The following is a 23,958-nucleotide window of genomic DNA, read 5'->3' as shown; positions in this document are numbered from 1 at the left end:
GTCATCGGGGTGGGGACGTCGTGCCGCGGATCACGAGCTGCGGGGGCAGCGCGACGTCCTCCGGTCGACGCGGAGGGGAGTCCAGCCGCTGGACGACGGCCCGGACCGCCAGCTCGGCCATGCGCGGCACGTCCTGCCGGACCGAGGTGAGGTCGATGCCGGGCAGCCGGGCGAGACGCGAGTCGTCGTAGCCGACGACGGACAGGTCATCGGGCACGCGCACACCCGCTCGCAGCATGCAGTCGAGCAGGCCGATGGCGGACAGGTCGTTGCTGGCGACGACCGCGGTCGGGAGCCGGTCCGACAGCAGCAGCTGGGCCGCGTCGGCTCCCTCGTCCTCGGTCGAACCGGCCCAGGGGGAACCGGACATGCCCGCGCTGCTCGCGGACCTCGACGCTCTCGGCGTCCCGCTGACGGCGATCGTGGAACACGACATGTACCCCGCGCCCCTACCGATCGCGGTGCGCACGCACCGCTACTACAGCGACTGCGGCGTGCGGACCACCCGCGCGTGATCCCCGTGGGGGCCGCGGCCTGACGGAGGCGGCGGGTCCGGCCGTCGGGACGACGGCCGGACCGCCACGCCCGGGAGGCTGCGGTACACCGGGGGACGATCAGAAGGCGATGGCCGCGCTGGGGACGACCAGGCCGCGCGGCACGAACTCCTCCACCACCGGCTGGCCGGGGGCCGCCTGGCCGCCTGACACGGAGGCCGTGGCGGGTCCGACGACCTCGGCGAAGAACCGGTCGCACTTCTCCTTGGACTCCCAGATCTCCAGCACCTGGAAACCGGTGGTCGTGGGCCGGCCGACGTGCAGCAGCATGCCGTCGATCCCGCCGGTGCTGCGTCGCGCCACCTCGGCGTGCACGGCGTCGTAGAACTCGATCGGCGCCGGGACGTCCATGACGAGCCCGTGGGTCATGGCGAACTCCGTTCTCCTGTGCAGCCGGGGTCGGGCGGTCTCGTCAGCCTCCCGCGCCGACCGGCGTCGAGCACGGCCTCAAGGACCCCCTGGCGGTCCCAGGAGCGGCACCAGGCGGCGGGCCAGCTCGGGGTGGTCGATGAAGGGGTTGCGGTTCCCCTGCCGCTCGGAGATGGCGGCGTTGCGGTGGCGCTCCCACTCGGTGACCGGCTCCTCCTCGTGCCAGGCCACCAGCACTCGCTTGCGCTCCGGCGGCATCTCGCCGGCGTCCACCAGACCCGGGTAGCGCAGGAGGAAGTAGAGGACGGCCCGGGCGGCGGGCCCCTTGCGGTGTGCCGGCTCGAACCGGTTCGCCCCGCTCTTGCCGCAGTCGTCCCGCACCACGTCGCGCGCCAGGCCGGCCGCCGGCTCGGGAAAGTCCTCGAACTCGTCGTAGGGGGTGTTGCCGCGGAAGCCGTTGCAGCGGGTCTCGCACGCGAACAGGTGGTGCAGGTCTCCGCGCATCGGCTCCCGTCTGGTGAACCAGCTCTGCGGGACCACGTGCTCGCAGTTGAACGGCAACGCATCCTCCACCTCGCGCAGCACCTCGGAGGCATCCCGTGCCTCCGGGGCACCGAGCCGGGAGGTCAGCTCCTGGACGCGGGCCTCGGCGATGGCGAGGTCGGCGCGGATCAGCTCCTCCGGGTCCCACTCGTGGCTGGTGTACAGGCTCCGGAGCTTCCCCGTGGGCTGCAGGTCGACCCAGGGGTACAGCTCCCTGGCCGGCTTGTACGCCGACTTGCGCACGTGGGTGCGCGTCACGAGGTCCGCGAACTGCTCGGGCGCGACCTCGCCGTAGTAGCTGTCCGCGGCGGCGGCATCGGCATCGGCGTCGTAGTAGACCCGCTCCCGGGCCTCGGCCAGCTTGGCGAGCGAGGCCGCCACGTCGGCCGCCGTCAGCCCGGGCATCTGCAGGACGTCGGCGGCGCTCACCGGGCAACACCTACCCGGGGAGCGTCACCGTGGCGTCAACGTTCGGTCACGTCGGCGCGCCCCCGCGCTGGTCGGAGCACGCAGGGACGTCGGACCGGTCCGCGACCCGGCTCCCGCAGCGCGACGGCGCCCCCTCCCGGAGGAGGGGGCGCCGTCGGAGGCTCACCGCAGGGTCAGCGCAGGCCCTCTGCGAACTCGCCCTCGAACGCCTCCTGGACGACGGTGGCGCCACCCGGGACGTCGGCCGGCCGCAGGATGAAGCTCTGCAGGCTGGGCGAGCGTCCGGTCTCGAAGCCGTCGATCGGGACGACCAGGCCGCCGGTGTCGACGTCCTGCAGCTCGTTGAAGGCGTTGACCACGCCCGCTCGGGTGAGGTCACCGTTCTCGCAGGCCGCGTCGAGGACCTGCTTCATGATCGCGCTCATGCCGTAGCCGACGAGCACGCCGAGGCTCGGCTGCACGTTCGGGTAGGCCTCCTGGTACTGCGCGAGCAGCTCGGGCTGGGCGTCGAAGGCCGACACCGGGCTGGCCACGTACAGGTTGTCCTTGAGCGCCTGCGCGGCCGGCCCCTGCAGCAGGCCCGGCGCGAACACCGGGTTGCTGCCGATGATCGGCACGTTGAGCCCCTGGGCCGCCGCCACGCCGGCCGCGGACGCGGTCTGCGTCGGCGCGACGGTCAGGGCGATGGCGTCGACCCCGGCCGCGGCGAACTGGGTGATCTGCGCGGTCATGTCCTGGTCGGTCGACTTGATCTGCTGGGGGATGATCGTCAGCCCGCGCTCCTCGGCCACCGCCTCGCTGCCGGCCAGGCCGTTCTCGCCGTACTCACCCTCGAAGTAGATGTGGCCGACGGTGTCGCCGTCCTGCAGCAGCCCCTGGTCGAACAGGTAGGAGTAGCCGTTGGCCAGCTCGACGTCGTAGGTGGCGCCGACGACGCCGGTGCCGGGGATCTCGGTCAGCGTGCGCGCCCAGGCCGACGGGAAGTTGACGATCTGGTCGGACTCGTACTCCGGCGCCAGCGCGGTGTTGATCGGCGAACCGATCGTCTGCTGCATCGCCAGGATGTTGGGCTCCATGCCGCTGTAGAGCTGCACGCCGTTCTGCGGGACGTAGTTGGTGTCCTGGACGTCGAGCTCGACGGTGTAGGTGTCGCAGACCTGGTTGTCCTGCCAGAACAGCGTGTTGGCGTTGGTGATGTCCTGGCCGAGCGCGGCGAACACGCCGGTCAGGTCGGTGAGGACGCCGAGGGTGATCGTCGTCCCCTCGATGCCGACGTCGGTCAGGACCTCGCCGCCGGAGCCGCCTTCTCCCCCTCCGCCGCCGCCGGACTCCGGTGCCCGCGTGCTGCAGCCGGCGGTCGCCACGACGACGGCCGCGGCGACCGCGGTGGTCGTGCGCAGTGCCTTGCCTGTTCTCATCTGGTGTCGCTCCCTTGCGATGGACGGACGGAGGGGGTCGGTGCGGAGCCGGGTTGCTCCGGGGGTGGGGTGGTCGCTCCCCCGCGGGCGGGCGCACGGCCCCGGCGGAGGCGTTGGGTGAGGCGCTGCGCGATGCCGGCCAGCCCGGCGGGCTCGAACAGGACGATGAGGATGATCGCGGCGCCGTAGAGGAACCGGGCGGCGAAACCGGCGGAGATGCCGCCCTGGCCCGGTGCGCTGACCAGCGGCAGGACGTCGGCGTACTGCTGGAACAGCAGCGGGAGCGCCGTGACGAACAGCGCGCCCAGCGCCGCGCCGCCCACCGAGCCCAGCCCGCCCAGCACGATCATCGCCAGGTACTGGATGGAGACGACGAGCGTGAAGGACTCCGGGGCGATGCTGCCGATGGACAGCGCGTAGAGCACCCCCGACAGGCCCGCGTACATCGAGCTGACCAGGAACACCCGCGCCTTGTAGGCCTGCACGTTGACGCCCATGACCGACGCGGCGACCTCGCTGTCGCGCAGCGTCTGCAACGCCCGGCCGGGCCGGCTGCGCAGCAGGTTGCGGGCGAAGACGTAGGCGGCCAGCGCCAGGACCAGCCCGAGGTACCACAGCCGCTCGGCCTCCCGGAACGGCACGCCCAGCACCCACAGCTGCGGGTCGCTGTTGCCGAAGGTGAAGCCGAACAGCGAGAACTCCGGCGCCGCGCGGCCGTTGAAGCCACCGGTCACCGGCGTCCAGGTGTTGATCACGTGGACGCCGATGAAGACCAGCCCCAGCGAGGCGACACCGAGGTAGATGCCCCGCAGCCGCGCCGCGATCGGGCTGAAGACCAGCCCGGCCAGCCCGGCGAGCAGCACGCCGACGACCATGCCGACGATCGGCGGCAGGCCCAGCCCCTGCAGCGCGGCCCGGGTGCCGAGTCCGCCGGACTCCCCCGAGATGTAGGTGTAGCTGACCGCGCCGACGGCGAGGAAGAAGGCGTGCGCCAGGGACAGCTGGCCGGTGGTGCCCACGAGCAGGTTCAGCCCGATGGCGCCGATGGCCGCGCCGAACACCGCGAAGCCGGTGCGCAGCCAGAACTCGTCGAAGTACAGCGGGAAGACCAGCAGGAAGACCAGCAGCGCGGCGATGAGCACCCACTTGACCACGGTGCCGCGGCGGATGGTCCGGGCCGGCCGGGCGGGCGTGGACGACGCCGCGCGGGAGCCCCCCGCCGGGCGCGAGACGGTCTGCTCAGACACGGGTCAGCTCCTTGGTGCCGAAGAGCCCCGAGGGCCGGACGAGCAGGACGGCGATCATCACGACGTAGGGGACGACCTCGCCGAAGCCGCGGCCGAGGAAGAGCAGCTGCTCCTGGTAGCCGGCGGCCAGGGACTCGGCGAGCCCGATGAGCAGCCCGCCCACCAGCGCGCCGCCGGTGGAGTCCAGGCCGCCGAGGATCGCCGCCGGGAAGGCCCGCAGCGCGGTGGCGTACACCGCCGAGCTGACCCCGGGCGTCGGGCTGCCCACCAGGAACAGCGCGGCCACCCCGGCGAGGACGCCGGCGACGACCCAGGCCAGCGCGGAGACCCGGCCTTGCCGGATGCCCATCAGCGCCGCGGTCTCGCCGTCCTCGGCTGACGCGCGCATGGCCACGCCCCAGCTCGAGTACTTGAACGCGACGAAGAACAGCGCGATGAGGACGCCGGCGACGATCATGGCGATCAGCCGGTTCTGGGTGATCCCGATGCCGCCGATGCGGACCGACTCCCCGCCCCACGGGTGCGGCACGTTGAGGATGTCCGGGCCGATCCGCCGGATCAGCTCGGTCAGCAGGATGATGTCGACGCCGATGGTGACGATCGCCAGGCTGATCACGGGCGCGCCGCGCAGCCGGTTGATGATGAGGCGCTCGATCAGGAACGCGGCCAGCGCAGTGACCACCAGGCCGACGAGCACGGCGAGCAGGAAGCCCAGCGGCTCGGACAGCCGCGCGATCGAGTAGGCGCCGAGCAGCAGCAGCGAGCCGTGGGTGAAGCTCACGACCTCGCTGGCCTTGAAGATGATCACGAAGCCGAGCGCGATCAGCGCGTAGATGGCGCCGAGCGACAACCCGTTGAGCAGGAGCGAGAGGAACTGGGTCACGAGGTGGTCCCTGGCGTCTCGGTGGTGTGGTGGGCGGCGGCCTCGGCGGGCGTGTCGTCGTCGCCCGAGCCGAGGTAGGCGCGGATGACCTCGGGGTCGGCCTGCACCTGGGCCGGGGTCCCGTCGGCGATCCGGCGTCCGAAGTCCAGGACGGTGACCCGGTCGGCCAGGGACATGACCATCCCCATGTCGTGCTCGACGAGGACGATCGAGATGCCGAGCGCCGAGCGGATCTCCCGGATGGCCTCGGCCATCCGGCTGGTCTCCTCGGCGTTCATCCCGGCCACCGGCTCGTCGAGCAGCAACAGGCGCGGCTCGGTGCACAGCGCCCGGGCCACCTCGACCCGCTTCTGGTCGCCGTAGGACAGCACGCCGACGGGGGTGTGCAGCTTGTCGCCGAGGTCGAGGAACTCGGCGATCTCCCGGATCCGCTCGCCGTGCACCCTCCCCTCCCGGGTGGCGCGGGGCAGCCGCAGCCCGGAGGAGAGGAACCCGGCCTTGGTGAGGTGGTGGCGGCCGAGCATGAGGTTCTCGGCCACCGACTGGGCGCCGGAGAGGGCGATGTTCTGGAACGCGCGGGCCACGCCGACCCCGGCGATCTGGAACGGGCGCATCTGGTCGAGCCGGACGTCGCCGAACCGGACCTCCCCCGAGGCGGCCTTGTAGACGCCGGAGAGGACGTTGAACATCGTCGACTTGCCGGCGCCGTTGGGCCCGATGACCGCGTGGATGGTCCCCGGCGCGACGGTGAAGGAGACGTCGTTGAGCGCCTGGATGGCCCCGAAGCGGACGCTGACGTGCTCGACCTCGACCGGCGGGACGTCGGACCGGGTCTCGGTCGCGGCCGCGGTCACGCCGTCCACCGCGAGAGCGTGCGGCGGGAGTGGCGGCCGACCGGCCCGGAGGCCCCCGGGTCGCCGTGGCCGAGGTAGAGCCTCTGCACCTCGTCGGTGCGGGCGAGCTCCTCGGCCGGCCCGGAGAGCGACACCCGGCCGACGTCGAGGACGTAGGCCAGGTCGGCCACGCCCAGCGCCATCGTGGCGTTCTGCTCGACCAGCAGCACCGAGGTGCCCTGCCGGTTGATCTCGGCGACCACCTCGCCGATCTGGCCGATCACCCGCGGGGCCAGCCCCAGCGAGGGCTCGTCGAGCAGCAGCAGCTTGGGGCTGGCCATGAGCGCCCGGCCGATGGCCAGCATCTGCTGCTCACCGCCGGAGAGCAGCCCCGCCCGCTGTCCGCTGCGCTCGGCCAGCACGGGGAACAGGTCGTGCACCCGGGCGTGCGCGGCGGCCTTGGCGGCGCGGTCCCGGTTGCCCATCCCGCCGGCGCGCAGGTTCTCCTCGACGGTGAGCCGGCCGAAGATCCGCCGGCCCTCCGGGACCTGGACGACGCCCCGGCGGACGATCTGCCCGGGGTCGCGGCCGGTGAGGGCCTCGCCGTCGAAGTGCACCGAGCCCTCGTCCACGCGGCCGCGGTGCAGCCGGAGCGTCCCGGAGATGGTCCGGAGCAGCGTGCTCTTGCCGGCGCCGTTGCTGCCGAGGACCGCGACGACCTTGCCGTCGGGGACCTCCATGGTCACGCCGCGCACGGCCTCGACAGCGCCGCCGTAGGTCACCCGCAGCGAGTCGATGATCAGCATGCGGGCCGCTCCGCGGTCGTCCCCGACGGGTCGGCCGGTGTCCGTCGTGGGCCGCGCCGTGGAACGGCATCGGCCTGTGAGCTGAGGCACATGGCCGCAGACTGTAGGCGCACGGCGCGCCGATCCGTCCAGTGTCCACCCGGATCGTGATCTGTAGGTGACCTGAACTGGTGACGGGCTCCCCACCAGCGCATTCAGGTTGCAGAGCCCAACTTCCGGACGAGTACGACGGACCCGCCGCCGAGCGGATCACGTCGTGACGGAGGGTCAGGACGACGGCCCGGGCCCGGCCCTGGTGACGTACTGGAACGGCCTCCGTGCAGGATCCCGCCACGAGCCTGGTGACTCACCGGAACGGCCACCCTCCGGGGCCCCGCGCCGAGTATGGGCGGCGTGGGGGGAGGGTGGTCCTCGCTCAGGCCGCGCCGACTCCTGCGCCGGACGAGGGCTGCTCGACGGCGAGCAGGTCGTAGAGGCCGGTGATCTGCAGCGGCCGGACGACCGCCCGGCTGGAGGCGAGCACCCGGAGGGCGACGCCGGCCTCGGTCGCGCGGCGGTGGGCGCTGGCGAGCACGCACAGACCGGCGGAGTCGAGGAAGGTCACGGCGTCGAGGTCGATGGTGAGCGTCGGGACGCCGTCGGCGAAGGCCGTGTCCAGGACCTCGCGCAACTGCGGAGCGGTGGAGGAGTCGACCTCACCGCGGACGGTGAGCAGGACGCCGGTGGCGGTGGACCCGGTCACGTCGATGGAGACCAGGTCGGGGACGGGAGCAGCGGTCACGGTGCGCCTCTCGGAGGTAGGCGAACCCGTGCGGAGGACCACGACGACAGCCGTGGCACGACGCGGAGTCCGATATCCGGTGCCGCGGCTGACTGTTGAACCGCTACCCCCCGACCGTAGGGACCTCCGACACCGATATCAAGGCCTGCCGGGGAGCGGGGACCGGCGGCCCCGGACCCCGACCTGGTGCGGCGACCGGGTCCGCTCCGCGGACGGGGATACTGGACGGCGTGGCGCGGCGACTGATCGGGTGGGGTGGGGTCTGGCTGGTCGGCTCGATCGCCGCCTTCCTGCTGCTCGACCCGATCCTCGCCTCCTTCCTGGCCATCGTCGGCCTGTGTCTCTGGGGCGTCGCGGTGCTGTCCAGCGGCTGGGAGCAGCACCCCTCCTTCGAGCAGCGCGAGCTCGCCCGTGCCCGCCGGCGCGCCGAGCGCCGGGAGCGGACCAAGGACGCCCGGGCCCGCGACCGCGCCCGGTGGGAGGCCCACCAGCGGCGCAAGGCGGAGCGCGGAGCCGGCCGGTGAGCCGGTCGGTGGCGCTCCGGTAATCCGGTCGACGGCGCCGCGGCGCGTCCGTAGCGTCGTCCGCATGCGGTCCTGACCCGTCCCCCGGAACGCCCCGCGGGTCGAGCACGTGCTCCCCGTCGTCCGCGCCGTCCTCCTGCGCCGGCGCCTCCTCCCCGCTGTCCTCCCGGCTGCCGGTCGCGCAGCCCTGCCCTCCTCCGGAGGTCTGCCTTGTCACGCCCGCACCGCGCCCTCGACGGCGCACCCGCCACCGCCCGCGCCGCCCTCCCCGAGACGGAGGCGGCCGACCTCGACCGCCTGGCGCACGCCGTCCTCGCCCGCCCCGGTGCCGCCCTCGGCGCCGTGCTGCGCGCCGTCCTGCCCGGCACGGCCGGCGCCCGGTGGCTGCGGTCGGAGGGCCTGCCGCCCACCACGCGCGCCGCCGACATGACCGCCGAGCAGTGGCTGTCGCTGCACCGCTGCTGCGCCGCGGCCGGGCACGTCCCGGGGCCCGCCAGGGCCGGCGGGCGCAGCGGTCGACCGTCGGCGCACGGGCACGCGCCCGGCGCGATGGCCGCGCCCCGCTGGCACTGAGGGAGGACCCCCTTGCCCCCCGCCGGCCCCGAGCTCGCGGCGGACCCCTGCAAGGGAGCCGCCGAGGCCCGTCACCAGGGGCGCCGTCGGTCCCGACTCACGGTCCGACGGCGTCCTCGGCGGCGAGCGCGGCGGCACGGTCGGGGTGCGCGAACGCCTCGGCCAGCGCCTGGCGCAGCGGCCACGCCCCCGCCCCCCAGGCCAGCGCGCGCCCGAGCGCGTCCGGTGTGCCGTCGACGTGGTCGACCCCGTTCCCCGGCCACCACGGCACCACCCGACCACCGACCCGCAGCGGCTCGTGGACGGCGACCTCGCCGGACAGCTCGCCCACGCCCAGCCGTGCGGCGGCCAGCCCCGCCCCCGGGACGTCGGCCCAGCGCAGAGTGCGCGCCGGGCGGCTCTCCACCCGCGCCCGGACCACCTCCCCGGCCAGCGGCAGGTCCAGCAGGTCGGCGACCGGACCGGGCGCCCCGCCCGCGGGCACGAGCGCGGAGTCGACCAGTGGCAGGAACCACGGCGCGTCGAGGACGACGGCCTGCGCGGCGGGCACCACGCGGTCCGGGGCCACGCGCACCCGGTCCGGCGGGGCCGCGTCGACGCCGTCGAGTGCCGCGGCGAGCCGGGCGTGCACGGTGCGCAGCACCGCCGGGGCGACGGTCCGTCGCGGGTCGCCGAGCCGGTGGAGCAGGTCGAGCGCGCCGTCGACGTCGGCCAGGACGTCGTCCACCGAGGCCGGGAGCCGCAGCAGGTCGAGCAGGGCCGGGGCGGCGTCGGCCGGTTCGTACAGTCCCCGCAACTCCGCCGCGTCCGGGTGCCGCAGCCGGTCCGGACGCCGCCCGCCGAGCACCGGGTGGGTCCCCAGCCACCAGCGCAGGTAGCCGGGCGCCGGCACCCCGTCGAGGACGACATCGGCCCACGCCCGCGCGGGCAGCTCGGCCAGCAGCGGCAGCGCGCCGGCCCAGTCGGCGACCAGTTCGAGGTCCCGGACGGCGGTCAGCGGCGGCCAGGACGGCGCCGGCGCGTCGGCGGGCAGCCGGTCGAGGACGGCGTCGGCCCAGTCCTGCGCGCCGTCGACGTCGAGGTCGTCGGGGTCCTCGGCGGAGACGAGCGCGAAGCCGTCGAGCACGCCCACGGCGCGAAGCACGTCCGGGTCGGCGTCCACCGCGGGGTCCAGCGTCCCCAGCGCCCCGTCGGCCAGCACGGCGGCGAACCGCGACCCGGGCAGCACCAGCTCCCCCGCCGGCGCCCAGCCGCCGTCGGCGTCGGGCAGCGCCAGCTCGGCCAGCCACGGCAGCTCCCCGGGCGCGGGACCCGCCGCGGCGACCAGCGCCAGGACGGCGTCGGCGAACGCGGCCGGATCGCGGTCGGGGTCCCAGCCGTCGTCGGCCGCGTCGACCGAGGCCTCGACCGCCGCCCGCACCTCCGGGTCGTCGAGCACCGCGGCAGCGGTCGCCGGGCGGGCGCCGAGCCGCTCGAGCAGCCTGCGAGCGGCGGGCAGGACGACGGCGTCCGGATGGGCCACCCGCAGCCCGAGCGGGCCCAGTCGTGCCACCGGCAGCCCCCCGTCGGGCAGCAGCACCCCCGACGGCCCGTGCGCGGTGCGGCCGTCGGCGAGCGGCACCGGCAGCGCAGCCAGCTCCTCGCGCTCGGCGCCGTCCAGGGCGGCGTAGAGCCGCGCCCACCACGCGGGCGGCCGGGCGACGCCGCGGACCGCCTCCACCGCCTCGGCGGTGCCGACCCGGCGCACCCCGAGGGCGGCCAGCGCGGGCAGGTCGACCCGGCCGGCCCAGGCCGCCGGCAGCAGCCCGGGCAGGACGCCGGTCAGCGCGGCCACCCGGTCCTCCGTCGGCTCGGCGAGCACCGCGGCCCGGCCGGGCGGCTGGCGGTCGCGCTCCGTCCCGGCCACCGGCAGCCACGCGGCCTCGCGCAGCCGCTCCAGCGCCGCGGTGCCCAGGGCTGCGTCCAGCTCGGCGCCGGCCAGTCCGACGCGCGGCACCAGCGCGAGCACACTGCCGTCCCCGCCCACCCGGTCGGCCAGCCCCGCGACGAGGTCGGCGTAGGCACCGGCCGCCTCGGCCACCAGCGCGTCGGTGACCGGCCCGGGGAGCACGTGCCGCCGGTCGGGCCCCAGCGGGAACGGGGCGATCAGCCGGGCGGGCAGGGTCAGCGGCTCGTCGCTGGGCGTCGGGGCGTGCACCCGCTGCGGCAGCGGCAGGGGCACCGGACGGCCGTCGTCGTCCACCGGCACCGCCCAGGTGAGCGACCAGGCGCGGCGCTCCCGCTCCTCGACCGGCCGGCCGGCGAGCAGCTCCTCGGGCAGCAGGCCGCCCCGCTGCTCGAGCCGCCAGGTCGTCGTCCGGTCACCGTCGGTCAGCTGGACCCGCGTGTCCGCGTACCGCACCGCCAGCGACCGCACCGCGCCGCCGAGGACGACGTCGATCCCGGCGAGGCCGGGCAGCGCGAGCAGCAGCTCGGCCTCGAGCTCCTCGAGCGCGGCCCGGACGGCGGCCCTCGACCCGGCGCGCAGCGGCAGCACCACCTCGGTGGCGAAGCCCTCGGGCGGGGTCCCCTCGGCCGGCCAGGGCAGCCGCAGCACCGGCACCGCGCCGTCCCGGCGGGCCACCTCGTCGGTCAGCGCGGGGATGCCGGCGACCTCGGCCCGGGTGCGGTCGGCGCTGAACGCGACCCCGCCGGTGGTGGAGTGCACCGCCGGCTCGTCGGTGACCGCGAGCACCGCGGCGAAGCCCACCCCGAACCTGCCGACCGTCTCGATGCGCGGCCCGCCTGAGACCACGGACCTGCCCACGGTGTCGGGCCTCGAGCCGCCCGCGCCCCCGGACCGGCCTGCGGACCCCTGCTGCTCGCGCTTGGCCGACGCGCGGAGGGTGGCCAGGCCCTGCACCCCGGCGGCGTCGAGCGGGGCTCCGGTGTTGGCCGCACGCAGCACCTCCCTCCCGGCGCCGTCGTCGGCCAGCTCGAGCCGCAGCCGCCCCGGCACGCCCGCCCGGGCGGCGGCGTCGGCGGCGTTCTGCGCCAGCTCGACCAGCAGACGGTCGCGGTAGCCGCCGCGGACGAGGTCATCCTCGGCGTTGGCGTCCTCGCGGAAGCGGGCCGGGGAGTCGGCCCAGGCGGCGAGCACCCGGCGCCGCAGCCCGGCGGTGTCGAAGGGATCGGCTCCCGGGACGTCGGAGAGGTCGGCTCCCGAGGCATCGGAGGGGTCGGCCACACCGTCAGCATGGCAGCGGCGCGGAGGGGTACCCCCCGGTGCGTGTCCGAGATCGACGTGTCCCAGTACCGGTTGCAGGCCCTCCCCGACGACGACTCCGACGAGGACTGGGACGACGACGGGGAGCTCTTCGGCCCCGACGGCGAGCGGATCGAGACCTGGCGGGAGGGCTATCCGTACAGCGAGCGGCTGCCGCGCAAGGAGTACGAGCGGGAGAAGCGCCGGCTGCAGATCCAGCTGCTGCGGCTGCAGGGCTGGGTGAAGGAGACCGGCCAGCAAGTCGTCGTCCTCTTCGAGGGCCGCGACGCCGCCGGCAAGGGCGGCACCATCAAGCGCTTCACCGAGCACCTCAACCCCCGCGGCACGAAGGTGGTCGCGCTGGACAAGCCCTCGGAGCGCGAGCAGACCCAGTGGTACTTCCAGCGCTACGTGGCGCACCTGCCCGCCGCCGGGGAGATCGCCCTGTTCGACCGGTCCTGGTACAACCGCGCCGGCGTCGAGCGGGTGATGGGCTACTGCACCGACGAGCAGTACCAGCGGTTCATGCGCCAGGCGCCGGAGTTCGAGCGGATGCTCGTCGACAGCGGCATCCGGCTGGTGAAGTTCTGGTTCTCGGTGTCCCGGCGCGAGCAGCGCACCCGCTTCATCGTCCGGCGGATCGACCCGGTGCGGCAGTGGAAGCTCTCCCCCACCGACCTGGCCTCGCTGGACCACTGGGACGACTACACCGCGGCCAAGGAGGCGATGTTCGCCGCCACCGACACCGACCACGCGCCGTGGACGGTGATCAAGAGCAACGACAAGAAGCGGGCCCGGCTGGAGGCGCTGCGCTACGTGCTCTGCTCGCTGCCCTACGAGGGCAAGGACGAGGCGGTCGTCAGGCAACCGGACCCGAACATCGTGGTGGCCGCGGCCGACGTGCTGGAGTCCGACCGCGAGGCGCTCGAGCGGGAGGAGCTGGCCCCGGCCCGCTGAGCGGGACCACGGGCGCGGCTGCTACCGGCGAGTAACCTGCGTTCCCATGCCACTGGCCGAGCAGAGGGGCGGCGCCGGGAGCCCCGCCGCCGAGACGTTCGAGTCGACCGCGCCCGCCACGGGCGCGGTCGTCGGCGTGTTCCCCGTGCACGGGCCGGACGACGTCCGCGCGGCCGTGGACCGTGCCCGCGCGGCCGCCGCGACGTGGGCCGACCTCGGCTTCGACGGCCGCCGGACGCGGCTGGCGGCCTACCGCGGCCACCTCGCCCGCCGGGTGCACGAGCTGGCCGACCTGGTGCACCGGGAGAACGGCAAGCCGCACGCCGACGCGATCCTCGAGATCACCCTCACCGTCGACCACCTCGCCTGGGCGGCCACCCACGCGCGCAAGGTGCTCGGCCCGCGCCGGGTGAGCCCGGGCCTGCTGGCGGCCAACCACGCGGCGTGGCTGGAGTACCAGCCGCTCGGCGTCGTCGGCGTGATCGGCCCGTGGAACTACCCGGTGTTCACGCCGATGGGCTCGATCGCCTACGCGCTGGCGGCCGGCAACGCCGTCGTCTTCAAGCCCTCCGAGCACACGCCGGCCGTGGGCACGTGGCTGGCCGACGCCTGGCGGGCCGCCGTCCCCGACGTCCCGGACGCCCTGCAGGTCGTCACCGGCCTCGGGGAGACCGGCGCGGCACTGTGCCGCGCGGGCGTGGGCAAGCTGGCCTTCACCGGCTCGGCTGCCACCGGCCGGAGGGTCATGGCCGCGGCCGCTGCGACCCTCACACCGGTCCTCATGGAGCTCGGCGGCAAGGACGCGATGATCGTCGACGACGACGCCGACGTGGCCGCCGCGGCCGACGCCGCCGTGTGGGGCGCGATGAGCAACGCCGGGCAGACCTGCATCGGCATCGAGCGGGTCTACGCCACCGAGCGGGTGTACGACGCCTTCGTCGCCGAGGTGACCGAGAAGGTGCGCGGACTGCGCCCGGGCACCGACGACGCGGCCGCGTACGGCCCGATGACGATGGCCGCCCAGACCGACGTCGTCCGCCGGCACCTGGACGACGCGGTCGCCGCCGGTGGCCGGATCGCGGCCGGGGGCACGGTGGAGGGCCGCGTGGTCGCGCCGACCGTGCTGCTCGACGTCCCGGAGACCTCCGCCGCGGTCCGCGAGGAGACCTTCGGCCCGACGCTGACCATCACGCGCGTGCGCGACGCAGAAGAGGCCCTCGAGCGGACCAACGCCAACCCCCACGGCCTGGCCGGCGCCGTGTTCTCCCGGTCCAGGGCCCGCGCGATGGACCTCGCCCGCCGGATGCGGAGCGGCATGACGTCGGTGAACTCCGTGCTCACCTTCGCCTCGGTGCCGGCGCTGCCCTTCGGCGGCGTGGGCGAGAGCGGCTTCGGCCGGATCCACGGCGAGGACGGGCTGCGCGAGTTCACCCGCGCCAAGGCCATCACCCGCCGGCGTTTCGGGATCCCGGTGGACCTGATGAGCTTCGCCCGGCCCGCCGCGGCCGCCGACGCGCTCGCCCGCGTGGTGGGCCTCGTGCACGGGCGGCACCGGTGACCAGCAGCGAGGAGTTCGACGTCGTCGTCGTGGGCGCGGGCTCGGCCGGCTGCGCGCTGGCCGCGCGGCTCTCCGAGGACCCGTCGCTGCGGGTGCTGCTGCTGGAGGCCGGCGGTTCGGACGACGTCCTGGAGGTGCAGGTCCCGGCCGCGCTGCACAAGGTCTGGCGCACCCGGCGGGACTGGAACTACACGACCGAGCCCCAGCCCGGTCTGGGCGGGCGGCGGCTGTTCTGGCCGCGGGGCAAGCTGCTGGGCGGGTCGTCGTCGATCAACGCGATGATCTACGTCCGGGGGAGCTCGTGCGACTACGACGAGTGGGCCGAGCTGACCGGCGACCCGTCGTGGTCCTACGAGCACGTGCTGCCGCTGTTCCGCCGGATGGAGGACAACGCCCGCGGTGCCGACCGCTTCCACGGCGCCGGCGGGCCGTTGCGGGTGGAGGACCCGCGCTCGCCGCACACCTGGTCGCGGGCGGCCGTGGAGTCCGCGGTCGCCGCCGGGTACCCGCGCAACGACGACTTCAACGGCGCCACCCAGGAGGGTGTCGGGCTCTACCAGCTCACCCAGCGCCGCGGCCGCCGCTGGTCGGCCGCGGACGCCTACCTGCACCCGGCCGCCGCCCGGCCCAACCTGACCGTGCGGACCGGCGCGCTGACCACCCGGGTGCTCCTCTCGGGCGGGCGGGCCACCGGCGTCGAGTACCGGTCCGGCGGGCAGGCCCGCACCGCGCACGCCGCGGCCGAGGTGGTGCTGGCCGGCGGGGCGGTCAACTCGCCGCAGCTGCTCATGCTCTCCGGCATCGGGCCGGGAGCGCACCTGCACGAGGTCGGCCTGGACGTCGTCCACGACCTCCCCGGGGTCGGCGGCGGCCTGCAGGACCACCCGCTGGTGCCGGTCGTCTGGCACACCCGGTCGGGGCGGTCGCTGTTCCGGGCGGAGTCGCCCTCGGGCTACGCGCGCTGGTTCGGCGCCCGCCGCGGGCCGCTGACCTCGAACCTGGCCGAGGCCGGGCTGTTCACCCGCTCCCGGCCGGAGCTGCCGGAACCGGACCTGCAGTACCACTTCCTGCCGGTCAAGTTCTGGCGGCAGGCGGAGGTCGACCCCGACGTCGACGCGTTCACCGCCGCTGCCGTCCTGGTGCGGGTGCACTCCCGCGGCTCGGTGCGGCTGCGCTCGGCCGACCCGACCTGGGCGCCGGCCATCGACGCCGGCTACCTCGCCGACGAGCGCGACCTCGACGCGCTGGTGTGCGGGGTCGAGAAGGCGCGCGAGATCGCGTCGACCGGCCCCCTGGCCGCCGTCCTGGCCGAGGAGTGGTCCCCCGGCGGCACGGTGCGCTCCCGGGAGGGGCTGCGGCAGGCGGTGCGCGAGACCCTCGAGTCGCTGTACCACCCGGTGTCCTCGTGCCGGATGGGCACCGGCGACGACGCGGTGGTCGACCCGCAGCTGCGGGTGCACGGCGTCGACGGGCTGCGGGTGGTCGACGCCTCGGTGATGCCGACGCTGGTGCGCGGCAACACCAACGCCCCGACGATCATGATCGCCGAGCGGGCGGCCGACCTGATCACCGGCCGCACCGTCGACCCGGCCCTCACCGGCACTGCCTGAAGACCCTGCCCGCCGGCACGCTCCCGGGGCATGCTCGCTCCCGACCGGAGAGGAACCCCGGGAGGAACACATGGCCCGTACACCGCAGGAGATCTTCCGGCACCACGTGGCCGCGGTCGGTGCAGGCGACCTCGACGCCGTCGTCGCCGACTACGCCGAGGACGCGGTCCTCGTCACCCCCGAGGGCGTCACCCGGGGCAGGGACGGGATCCGGCAGGTGTTCACGTCCCTGCTCGGTGACCTCCCGGACGCCACCTGGGAGGTGCCCACCCAGGTGTTCGAGGGGGACGTGCTGCTGATCGAGTGGACGGCGGTCGCCGAGAAGGCCCGGGCGGAAGGCGTCGACACCTTCGTCTTCGCGGACGACGCGATCCGGGTCCAGACGGTGCGGCTCTCCCTGGAGCGCACTGCGTAGGCCGGCCTCCCCAGCGGGGTCCCCCTCCGGTGTATCCGTCGGGGGCCCTCGACGCTCGGACGGGTGTGAGCACCGGACGGCCACCCGAGTCCTGGCCCTACCTCCCCCTGCTGGAGCTCGCCCACGCGCTGGGCCACGCTGACGGCGGTCTCGCCGCGAGCATCGAACCGGCGGAGCCGGTCGGCCCGGGGTCGACGTCCTGCCGGGGTCGCGAGCCCGGGGAGTTCGCCCTCCTGCTGTGGGCCGACCGGCCGGGCGCTCCCCCGAGCGGCCTCCGGCTGAACGCGCCCCTCTGGTACGCCCACGGCTTCGCCGAGGGCCTGGCCGCCGAGCGGAACCGGGCCGAGCCGGCCGGGATCGCGCGGACGGGCGGCCCCCTGCAGGGTCAGGCCGCGAGCCTGTGAGCGGTGAGGAGGACGGGGTCCTCCCTCAGCCGTGGGCCTGGGCGGCCGCGGCCTCCTCGCGGTCGGTCGGCAGCGCCGTGCCGACGGCGGGCTGCGGGGTGCGCGGGACGAGGAAGGACATGGCCGCCGCGGCGATGCACAGCGCGCCGGCGAGGAACCAGGCCAGGTCGTAGGAGCCGGTCACGTCGCGGATCACGCCTCCGCCGAAGGCCGCGAACGCCGACCCGACCTGGTGCGAGGCGAACACCCAGCCGAACACCACCGGCGCCCGGGGGCCGAAGAACTCGCGGCACAGCGCCAGGGTCGGCGGCACGGTGGCCACCCAGTCCAGGCCGTAGAAGACGATGAAGGCGACCATGCTGACGTGCAGGTCGGGCCCGAAGAGAGCCGGCAGCAGGAACAGCGACAGCCCGCGCAGCCCGTAGTAGGCGAGCAGGAGCAGCCGCGGGTCGGTGCGGTCGGTCAGCCAGCCCGACAGCACCGTCCCGGCGATGTCGAACACCCCGACGACGGCGAGCAGCCCGGCCGCCGTGGTGATCGGCATGCCGTGGTCGTGCGCGGCCGGGATGAAGTGCGGCTGCACCAGCCCGTTGGTCGACAGCCCGCAGATGAAGAACCCGCCGGCCAGCAGCCAGAACGGGACCGTCCGCGCGGCGGAGAGGAGCCCGCGCAGCGCCGTCCGCGCGGCGCCGGTGCGCACCGGGTCGGCGTCGTCGGCCGCCGTCCCGCCGTAGGGGACGACGCCCACGTCGCGCGGCCGGTCGCGCAGCAGCCACAGCACCAGGGGGACGACGGCCAGCGCGGCCGCGGTGGTGCCCAGCGACGCCGAGCGCCAGCCCCAGGCCGCGTCGGCCCAGGCGACCAGCGGGAGGAACACCAGCTGCCCGGTCGCCCCGCCGGCGGTGAGGATCCCCGACACCAGGCCGCGACGGGCCACGAACCAGCGGCCGGTCACCGTCGCCACCAGCGACAGCGCCATCGACCCGGTGCCCAGGCCCACGAGGAAGCCCCACAGCAGCACCAGCTGCCAGCTCGCGGTCATGAAGACGGTCAGCCCGCTGCCGGTGGCGGTCAGCAGCAGCGCCGCGACGACGACCCGGCGGATGCCGAAGCGCTCCATCAGCGCGGCGGCGAACGGCGCGGTCAGCCCGTACAGCGCCATGTTGACCGCGACGGCAGCCGAGATCGTCGTGACCGACCAGCCGAACTCGGCGCGCAGCGGCTCGATGAGCACCCCGGGCACCGCCCGGAACGCCGCGGCGCCGACCAGGGCCAGGAAGGTCACCGCGGCGACCCACCAGGCGGGGTGGACGCGGTACGCGCGCGGCGCGGCGGTGCTCGTCACGACGGAGAGCATGGCGGACGCCGCGGACGACCGGACAGTGGCCCGGCGGCCAACACGTGCAAGGATCCGGCCATGACAGCAGGCCCGAGTCCGGCCGTGACACCCGGCCCGGGTCCGGCCGTGACACCCGGCCCGGGTCCGGCCGGGACACCCGGCCCGGTCCACGACGTCGCCGTCCTGGCGCTGCCCGGCTCCATCGCCTTCGAGCTCGGCCTGCCGCACCGGCTGCTGGAGTCCGCCGTCGACGCCGACGGGCACCGGCTCTACCGCGTGCGGGTCGCGACGCTCGACGGCGGCCCGGTGCGCACCTCGGCCGGCTACTCGATCACCCCCGAGCACGACGCCTCGCTGCTGGCCTCCGCCGGCACGGTCGTCGTCCCGGGGGTGCACGGCGGGCCGGCGATGACCGACGGCACGCTCCCCGACGGTCTCGGCGAGACGCTGCGGGCCGCCGCCGGGCACGCACGGCTGGTGTCGATCTGCACCGGGGCCTTCGTGCTCGCCGCCGCCGGCCTGCTCGACGGGCGCCCGGCCACCACGCACTGGATGCACGCCGAGGCCTTCGGCCGCCTGTTCCCCGCCGTCCGGCTCGACCCCGGCGTGCTCTTCGTCGACGACGGCGACGTGCTCACCTCCGCGGGCAACGCCGCCGGCATCGACCTGCTGCTGCACCTGGTCCGCCGCGACCACGGCCACGAGGTGGCCAACCGGGTTGCCCGGCGCAACGTCGTCGCCCCGTGGCGCGAGGGCGGCCAGACCCAGTTCGTCGAGCGTCCGCTGCCCGAGATCGGCGACTCGGGGACGGCGGCCACCCGCGCGTGGGCCGTCGAGCGGCTGGCCGAGCCGCTGACGCTGGCCGACCTCGCCGCCCACGCCCGGATGAGCGTGCGCACCTTCACCCGCCGCTTCCGCGACGAGACCGGCCTGTCGCCGCTGCGCTGGCTGGCCGGGCAGCGGATCGCGCTGGCGCGGCAGCTGCTGGAGTCCACCGACGCGCCGATCGACCGGGTCGCCACCGAGGCCGGCTTCGGCTCGCCGGCGTCGCTGCGCCAGCACCTGCGGGCCACCATCGGGGTCGCCCCGGGCACCTACCGGCGCAGCTACCGCGGCCGCGGTGTGACCGGCCCCTCCCCCGCCTGAGGGCACACGCGCCCACCACGTCTGGTTGAGTACAGGTACCGGCGTTGCCCTGCTGCCCATCCGGGGCGCGGGACTCGACGTCGGGCTGCGGCAGCGCCACCCCGGCGCGCCCGGCTGTCCGACGTCCCGCTGACGACGTGCGCCGCCCTGCCCCGTGCAGGCCTGCCGGCGCGCTGGTGCCGGGCCGCCCGACGGCGAACCGAGCCCGAGGAACACCCGATGACCCCGCACGACCCGTCCACCCCTGCCCCCGAGGCCACCCGCCGTCGCCGCCGCGGCGGCCGTGGCCGGGGCAGCCGTCCCGCCCCCGCCCCCCAGGCCGAGCAGCAGCAGGGGCCGGCCGTCGTCCCGGCGCCCACGGTGGTCCCCGTCGGCTCCGACGCCACCGTGCTGCCCACCGACGCGACCTTCGCCGACCTCGGCGTGCCCGCCCCGCTGGTCGAGGTGCTCGCCGCCAGCGGCATCACCGCGCCGTTCCCGATCCAGGTGGCGACGCTGCCCGACACCCTCGCCGGGCGCGACGTGCTCGGCCGCGGCCGCACCGGCTCGGGCAAGACGCTGGCCTTCAGCCTGCCGCTGGTCGCCCGGCTGGCCGCCTCCGACAGCCGCCGGCAGCCCAAGCGGCCGCGCGCGCTGGTGCTGGTGCCGACCCGCGAGCTCGCCAACCAGGTGCTCGCCGTCGTCGACCCGCTGGCCCGCGCACTCGGCATGAAGGCGACCACCGTCTTCGGCGGCGTCGGGCAGAACCCGCAGGTGCAGGCGCTGGCCGGCGGCATCGACGTCCTCATCGCCTGCCCCGGCCGGCTCGAGGACCTCATCGGCCAGGGCCACTGCGACCTCTCCGCCGTGGAGATCACCGTCCTGGACGAGGCCGACCACATGGCCGACCTCGGGTTCCTGCCCGGCGTCAAGCGGCTCATGGACCGCACCCCGGCCACCGGCCAGCGGCTGCTGTTCTCCGCGACCCTGGACAACGGCGTCGACGTGCTGGTCAAGCGCTACCTGTCCGCCCCCACGACGCACTCGGTCGACCCCGCCGTCGCGCCGGTGTCCACGATGACCCACCACGTGTTCCGGGTGGAGGCCGCCGACAAGCCGACCGTCGTCCGGGAACTGGCCTCCGGGCTGGGCCGCAGCGTGCTGTTCACCCGCACCAAGCACCAGGCCAAGAAGCTCGCCAAGCAGCTCACCGCGGCCGGCGTCCCGGCCGTCGACCTGCACGGCAACCTCAGCCAGAACGCCCGCGAGCGCAACCTCGAGGCGTTCAGCACCGGCAGCACCCGGGTGCTGGTCGCCACCGACATCGCCGCGCGCGGCATCCACGTCGACGACGTCGCGCTGGTCGTCCACGTCGACCCGCCGGCCGAGCACAAGGCCTACCTGCACCGTTCGGGCCGCACCGCCCGGGCCGGCGCCGGTGGCACCGTGGTCACGGTCTCCACCCCCGACCAGGCCGGCGAGGTGCGCACCCTCGCCCGGCAGGCCGGCATCACCCCGACGGTGAGCGCCGTCCGCCCCGGTGCCGCGGAGATCAGCGCGCTGACGGGACCGGCGGCCCCGTACGTCGAGCCGGCGGCCGCGCCGGAGCCCCAGCCGCAGGGCCAGGGCGGCGGCCGGCGCCGCCGGTCCGGGAGCGGCTCCGGTCGTGCCGCCGGCCAGGCCGGCACCGCTTCCGGCGGCGGGACGACGTCCGCCCGCGGCCAGGGCCGGACCTCGGGTCCGGCGCGCACCCGCGCCGAGCTCGCCGCGCGCGCCGGGACGCACTCGGCGGCGTCGTTCAGCGGACGCTCCCGCCGCGGCGGGCGCTGACCGGGCCGGGGCGGCAACGACGGTTGACGCCCCGGCTGGTGGGCACTGGACCGTCCGACCGAGGGCCAGGTCCTGACCGTCCGCGACCAGCGAGGAGCACCATGGCACTGCCCATCACCCTGTCCGAGATCGCGCCCCGCATCTCGGCCGGCGCGTTCATCCTCAACAGCGGCCTGGGCAAGCGCGGCGCCGACGAGGGCACCGCGGCCGGGCTGCACGGCTTCGCCACCGGCACCTACCCGTTCCTCAAGAGCGTCGACCCCGCGACGTTCGTCAAGGTCCTGGCCTACAGCGAGATTGCCGTCGGGACGGCGCTGCTCACGCCGTTCGTGCCCACCGCCGTGGCCGGCGCGGCGCTGACCGCCTTCTCCGGCGGGCTGCTGGGGCTCTACCTGAACACCCCCGGGATGCGGAAGCCGGGCAGCCTGGCGCCGACCCAGGAGGGGCTGACGGTGGCCAAGGACGTGTGGCTGCTCGGCATCGGCATCGGCCTGCTCACCCGCGGGACGATCGACCGGGAGCCGCGCCGGGTGCGGAAGGCCGCGAAGACCCTGGCCAAGGCCAACAAGAAGGTCGCCAGGGCCGCCGAGCGCGCCGCCTGACGCGGCACGGGGCCGGGGGGCCCGGCCCCGTGCCTCATCCCGGCAGGAACACCTGGCTGACGATCCGCCGCCGGCGCACGCCGTCGGGCTCGAGCGCCATCCGCGCGGTCAGGACCGCGCGCAGCTCGGTCACCAGCGCGGTGAACTCCTCGTCGTCGAGCCACAGCGCCACCTGGCGGTAGCCGACCCCGTCGGCCGCCGGGTCCAGCCCCGGGCCGGCCGCCGCGTCGGCGTACCGGTCGAAGTCCGCGAGCAGCGCGGCGACGAAGGTGGCGAAGGCCCGCCGGTGCTCGTCGACCGACATCGCGGCGGCGTCCGCGGCGCCGACCGATGCCGCCCCGGTCACCAGCCGGTAGCTGCGCTCGGCTGCGCCACGCACCTTCCGCTCCCCCACCACGGCCAGCACGCCCGCCTCGGCCAGCACCCCGACGTGCCGGTACAGCGTCGCCGCCGGGACGTCGGTCAGCTCGCTGCGCAGGTCGGCCGTGGTCAGCGTGCGGTCGCCGAGGAAGGCCTGCACGATCCGCAGCCGCACCGGGTGGAGCAGCAGGTCCGCCGTCGCCATGACGCCACCGTTCTCATCGTTGACATCGTTCTCAACTTAGGTAACGATCATGCCATGGCGACCGTGACCACGACACCCCGGACCCTGACCGTCTCCCTCACCCGTGCCGAGCGCGTCCTCGGCCTGCTCCGCGACCTCGAGGTCCCCCTGTCCGCGGTGCAGGGTGTCGAGGTCGTCCCGGACGGCCTGGCCGCCGCCCGCGGGCTGCGCGCGCCCGGCCTCGGGCTCCCCGGCCTGCGCCTGATCGGCACCTGGCGGGGGCGGGGGGAGAAGACCCTGGTCTCGGTGCGGCGCGGCCGGCCGGCCGTGCGGGTGCGCCTGACCGGACAGCGCTTCGACACCCTCCTGCTCGGGGTGGACGACCCGGCCGCGGTGGCCGGGGCCCTGACCGCGGCGCGCTGAGGTGCGCGAGCTACCGGTGCGGGTGCCCGGCAGTCCTCCGCTCGCCGGCACCCTCACCCTCCCCGACGCCCCGGCGCCGGTGCCCGCGGTCCTGCTGGCCGCCGGGTCCGGCCCCCTCGACCGCGACTCGAACCACCGCCGCCTGCGTTTCGACGTCACCCGGGCACTGGCGCACGCCCTGGCCGAGGGTGGGCTCGCCTCGCTGCGCTACGACAAGCGCGGTGTGGGCGGCAGCCCCGGCGACTGGCGGGCCGCCGGCCTGTACGACAACGTCGACGACCTGGCCCGGACGCGCGATGCACTCCTCGCCCGGCCCGAGGTGGACCCCGGCCGCATCGTGCTGGCCGGGCACAGCGAGGGCGCCGTCCTGGCCGCCGCGCTGGCCGGGCGGGCGGGCGGGCGGCAGGGCGTCCCGGCGGCCGGCGTCGTCCTGCTCGCCATGAGCGCGACCCCGGGCGCGGACCTGCTCCGCTGGCAGGCCCGCCAGATCGCGCCCACGCTCCCCGCGCCGGTGCGCGGCCTGCTGCGGCTGCTGCGCACCGACCTGGAGGCGAGGGTGGCGGCCAACCACCGCAGGATCCTCGCGACCACGAGCGACGTGGCACGGATCGGCGGCGTCCGCGTCAACGCGCGGTGGACCCGCGAGTTCCTCCGCCACGACCCGCGGACGGACCTCGCCCGGCTGACCGTCCCGGTCCTGGCCATCACCGGCGGCAAGGACCTCCAGGTGCCGGCCGACGACCTCGCCGTCCTCGCCGCGACCGTGCCCGGACCGGTCGAGGTCCGGCGCGTCCCCGACCTGACGCACACACTGCGCCGGCAGCCGCGCGCGGCCTCGCTGCGCCACTACCGGGAGGAGCTGCGCCGTCCGGTCGACCCGGAGCTGTGCTCCAGCGTGGTCGCCTGGTGCCGGAGCGTGACGGGAGTGCCCGCGTCGTCGTGATCCC

Annotated in this window: 25 protein-coding genes; 13 read left to right on the top strand and 12 right to left on the bottom strand. The window is 75.5% G+C overall.

Annotated elements, in window-relative coordinates:
- Nucleotide 1: 1 nt before the first annotated feature.
- The gene (locus tag BLS21_RS20340) at nt 2–370 is read right to left on the bottom strand and encodes a substrate-binding domain-containing protein (RefSeq protein WP_217636222.1); all 369 of its coding nucleotides are present in this window, start codon (nt 368–370) and stop codon (nt 2–4) included.
- Between BLS21_RS20340 and BLS21_RS25325 the strand changes: the two genes are divergently transcribed.
- Entirely contained in the window at nt 369–515 is a 147-nt protein-coding gene (locus BLS21_RS25325) for a hypothetical protein (protein WP_175479662.1), read from the top strand. The two genes, BLS21_RS20340 and BLS21_RS25325, sit on opposite strands and share 2 nt — an antisense overlap.
- A 99-nt stretch (nt 516–614) precedes the next feature.
- Here the strand turns inward: BLS21_RS25325 and BLS21_RS20335 are convergent, their stop codons facing one another.
- The 8 genes from BLS21_RS20335 to BLS21_RS20300 all read right to left on the bottom strand — a co-directional run bounded on the left by BLS21_RS20335 (nt 615) and on the right by BLS21_RS20300 (nt 7,863).
- A complete protein-coding gene (locus BLS21_RS20335; protein WP_091222834.1) occupies nt 615–923 on the bottom strand; it encodes a hypothetical protein in 309 nt (102 codons plus the stop codon).
- Between the two features lie 78 nt (nt 924–1,001).
- Nucleotides 1,002–1,895 (bottom strand): endonuclease I family protein, encoded by an 894-nt coding sequence (locus BLS21_RS20330; protein WP_217636221.1) that lies wholly within the window; start codon nt 1,893–1,895, stop codon nt 1,002–1,004.
- 173 nt (nt 1,896–2,068) lie between these two features.
- Nucleotides 2,069–3,313 (bottom strand): ABC transporter substrate-binding protein, encoded by a 1,245-nt coding sequence (locus tag BLS21_RS20325; RefSeq protein WP_091222831.1) that lies wholly within the window; start codon nt 3,311–3,313, stop codon nt 2,069–2,071.
- The gene (locus tag BLS21_RS20320) at nt 3,310–4,560 is read right to left on the bottom strand and encodes a branched-chain amino acid ABC transporter permease (RefSeq protein ID WP_091222829.1); all 1,251 of its coding nucleotides are present in this window, start codon (nt 4,558–4,560) and stop codon (nt 3,310–3,312) included. The genes BLS21_RS20325 and BLS21_RS20320 overlap by 4 nt, the downstream gene beginning before the upstream one ends.
- Nucleotides 4,553–5,443 (bottom strand): branched-chain amino acid ABC transporter permease, encoded by an 891-nt coding sequence (locus BLS21_RS20315; RefSeq protein WP_091222826.1) that lies wholly within the window; start codon nt 5,441–5,443, stop codon nt 4,553–4,555. Before BLS21_RS20315 ends, BLS21_RS20320 begins: the two co-directional genes overlap by 8 nt.
- Nucleotides 5,440–6,306 (bottom strand): ABC transporter ATP-binding protein, encoded by an 867-nt coding sequence (locus tag BLS21_RS20310; protein ID WP_245700617.1) that lies wholly within the window; start codon nt 6,304–6,306, stop codon nt 5,440–5,442. Before BLS21_RS20310 ends, BLS21_RS20315 begins: the two co-directional genes overlap by 4 nt.
- Nucleotides 6,294–7,082, bottom strand: coding sequence for an ABC transporter ATP-binding protein (locus tag BLS21_RS20305; protein WP_091222824.1), 789 nt, complete (start codon nt 7,080–7,082; stop codon nt 6,294–6,296). Before BLS21_RS20305 ends, BLS21_RS20310 begins: the two co-directional genes overlap by 13 nt.
- Before the next feature lie 415 nt (nt 7,083–7,497).
- Nucleotides 7,498–7,863, bottom strand: coding sequence for an STAS domain-containing protein (locus tag BLS21_RS20300; RefSeq protein ID WP_091222821.1), 366 nt, complete (start codon nt 7,861–7,863; stop codon nt 7,498–7,500).
- Nucleotides 7,864–8,093: 230 nt separating this feature from the next.
- On the opposite strand from BLS21_RS20300, the gene BLS21_RS20295 reads away from it, so the two are divergent.
- Both BLS21_RS20295 and BLS21_RS20290 read left to right on the top strand, forming a co-directional pair.
- Nucleotides 8,094–8,387, top strand: coding sequence for a hypothetical protein (locus tag BLS21_RS20295; protein ID WP_091222818.1), 294 nt, complete (start codon nt 8,094–8,096; stop codon nt 8,385–8,387).
- A gap of 210 nt (nt 8,388–8,597) precedes the next feature.
- A complete protein-coding gene (locus BLS21_RS20290) occupies nt 8,598–8,960 on the top strand; it encodes a hypothetical protein (protein ID WP_091222816.1) in 363 nt (120 codons plus the stop codon).
- 97 nt (nt 8,961–9,057) lie between these two features.
- Here the strand turns inward: BLS21_RS20290 and BLS21_RS20285 are convergent, their stop codons facing one another.
- Nucleotides 9,058–12,186 carry a hypothetical protein gene (locus BLS21_RS20285; RefSeq protein WP_091222813.1) on the bottom strand — a complete coding sequence of 1,043 codons (3,129 nt, stop codon included), beginning with the start codon at nt 12,184–12,186 and terminating at the stop codon, nt 9,058–9,060.
- A gap of 42 nt (nt 12,187–12,228) precedes the next feature.
- Here BLS21_RS20285 and ppk2 point away from each other — a divergent pair, with 42 nt between their 5' ends.
- The 5 genes from ppk2 (at nt 12,229) to BLS21_RS20260 (ending at nt 17,148) form a co-directional block, all read left to right on the top strand.
- Nucleotides 12,229–13,161, top strand: coding sequence for a polyphosphate kinase 2 (gene ppk2 / locus BLS21_RS20280; RefSeq protein WP_091222810.1), 933 nt, complete (start codon nt 12,229–12,231; stop codon nt 13,159–13,161).
- A 46-nt stretch (nt 13,162–13,207) separates the two neighbouring features.
- Nucleotides 13,208–14,719 carry an aldehyde dehydrogenase family protein gene (locus BLS21_RS20275; protein WP_091222807.1) on the top strand — a complete coding sequence of 504 codons (1,512 nt, stop codon included), beginning with the start codon at nt 13,208–13,210 and terminating at the stop codon, nt 14,717–14,719.
- Nucleotides 14,716–16,329: a GMC family oxidoreductase gene (locus BLS21_RS20270; protein ID WP_091222804.1), complete on the top strand. Its 1,614-nt coding sequence runs from the start codon at nt 14,716–14,718 to the stop codon at nt 16,327–16,329. The genes BLS21_RS20275 and BLS21_RS20270 overlap by 4 nt, the downstream gene beginning before the upstream one ends.
- Before the next feature lie 70 nt (nt 16,330–16,399).
- Nucleotides 16,400–16,744, top strand: coding sequence for a nuclear transport factor 2 family protein (locus BLS21_RS20265; protein ID WP_091222801.1), 345 nt, complete (start codon nt 16,400–16,402; stop codon nt 16,742–16,744).
- A 65-nt stretch (nt 16,745–16,809) separates the two neighbouring features.
- On the top strand, nt 16,810–17,148 hold the full coding sequence (locus BLS21_RS20260; RefSeq protein WP_091222798.1) for a hypothetical protein: 339 nt from the start codon (nt 16,810–16,812) through the stop codon (nt 17,146–17,148).
- A gap of 25 nt (nt 17,149–17,173) precedes the next feature.
- Here the strand turns inward: BLS21_RS20260 and BLS21_RS20255 are convergent, their stop codons facing one another.
- Nucleotides 17,174–18,493 carry an MFS transporter gene (locus tag BLS21_RS20255; protein WP_245700616.1) on the bottom strand — a complete coding sequence of 440 codons (1,320 nt, stop codon included), beginning with the start codon at nt 18,491–18,493 and terminating at the stop codon, nt 17,174–17,176.
- A 120-nt stretch (nt 18,494–18,613) separates the two neighbouring features.
- Here BLS21_RS20255 and BLS21_RS20250 point away from each other — a divergent pair, with 120 nt between their 5' ends.
- The 3 genes from BLS21_RS20250 to BLS21_RS20240 all read left to right on the top strand — a co-directional run bounded on the left by BLS21_RS20250 (nt 18,614) and on the right by BLS21_RS20240 (nt 22,044).
- The gene (locus tag BLS21_RS20250) at nt 18,614–19,633 is read left to right on the top strand and encodes a GlxA family transcriptional regulator (RefSeq protein WP_091222954.1); all 1,020 of its coding nucleotides are present in this window, start codon (nt 18,614–18,616) and stop codon (nt 19,631–19,633) included.
- A gap of 219 nt (nt 19,634–19,852) precedes the next feature.
- Nucleotides 19,853–21,442: a DEAD/DEAH box helicase gene (locus BLS21_RS20245; RefSeq protein ID WP_245700615.1), complete on the top strand. Its 1,590-nt coding sequence runs from the start codon at nt 19,853–19,855 to the stop codon at nt 21,440–21,442.
- Between the two features lie 101 nt (nt 21,443–21,543).
- On the top strand, nt 21,544–22,044 hold the full coding sequence (locus tag BLS21_RS20240; RefSeq protein WP_091222793.1) for a hypothetical protein: 501 nt from the start codon (nt 21,544–21,546) through the stop codon (nt 22,042–22,044).
- Nucleotides 22,045–22,078: 34 nt separating this feature from the next.
- On the opposite strand, the gene BLS21_RS20235 is transcribed toward BLS21_RS20240, so the two are convergent.
- A complete protein-coding gene (locus BLS21_RS20235; protein ID WP_091222790.1) occupies nt 22,079–22,609 on the bottom strand; it encodes a helix-turn-helix domain-containing protein in 531 nt (176 codons plus the stop codon).
- Nucleotides 22,610–22,672: 63 nt separating this feature from the next.
- Here BLS21_RS20235 and BLS21_RS20230 point away from each other — a divergent pair, with 63 nt between their 5' ends.
- On the top strand, nt 22,673–23,011 hold the full coding sequence (locus BLS21_RS20230; protein WP_217636220.1) for a hypothetical protein: 339 nt from the start codon (nt 22,673–22,675) through the stop codon (nt 23,009–23,011).
- Nucleotide 23,012: 1 nt separating this feature from the next.
- Nucleotides 23,013–23,954, top strand: coding sequence for an alpha/beta hydrolase family protein (locus tag BLS21_RS20225; protein WP_091222785.1), 942 nt, complete (start codon nt 23,013–23,015; stop codon nt 23,952–23,954).
- Nucleotides 23,955–23,958: the final 4 nt, after the last annotated feature.

It is taken from the genome of Geodermatophilus siccatus (assembly GCF_900103785.1).
GTDB lineage: Bacteria > Actinomycetota > Actinomycetes > Mycobacteriales > Geodermatophilaceae > Geodermatophilus > Geodermatophilus siccatus.
Note: the sequence above shows the minus strand (reverse complement) of the source record. Positions and strands in the feature narration are given on the sequence as shown.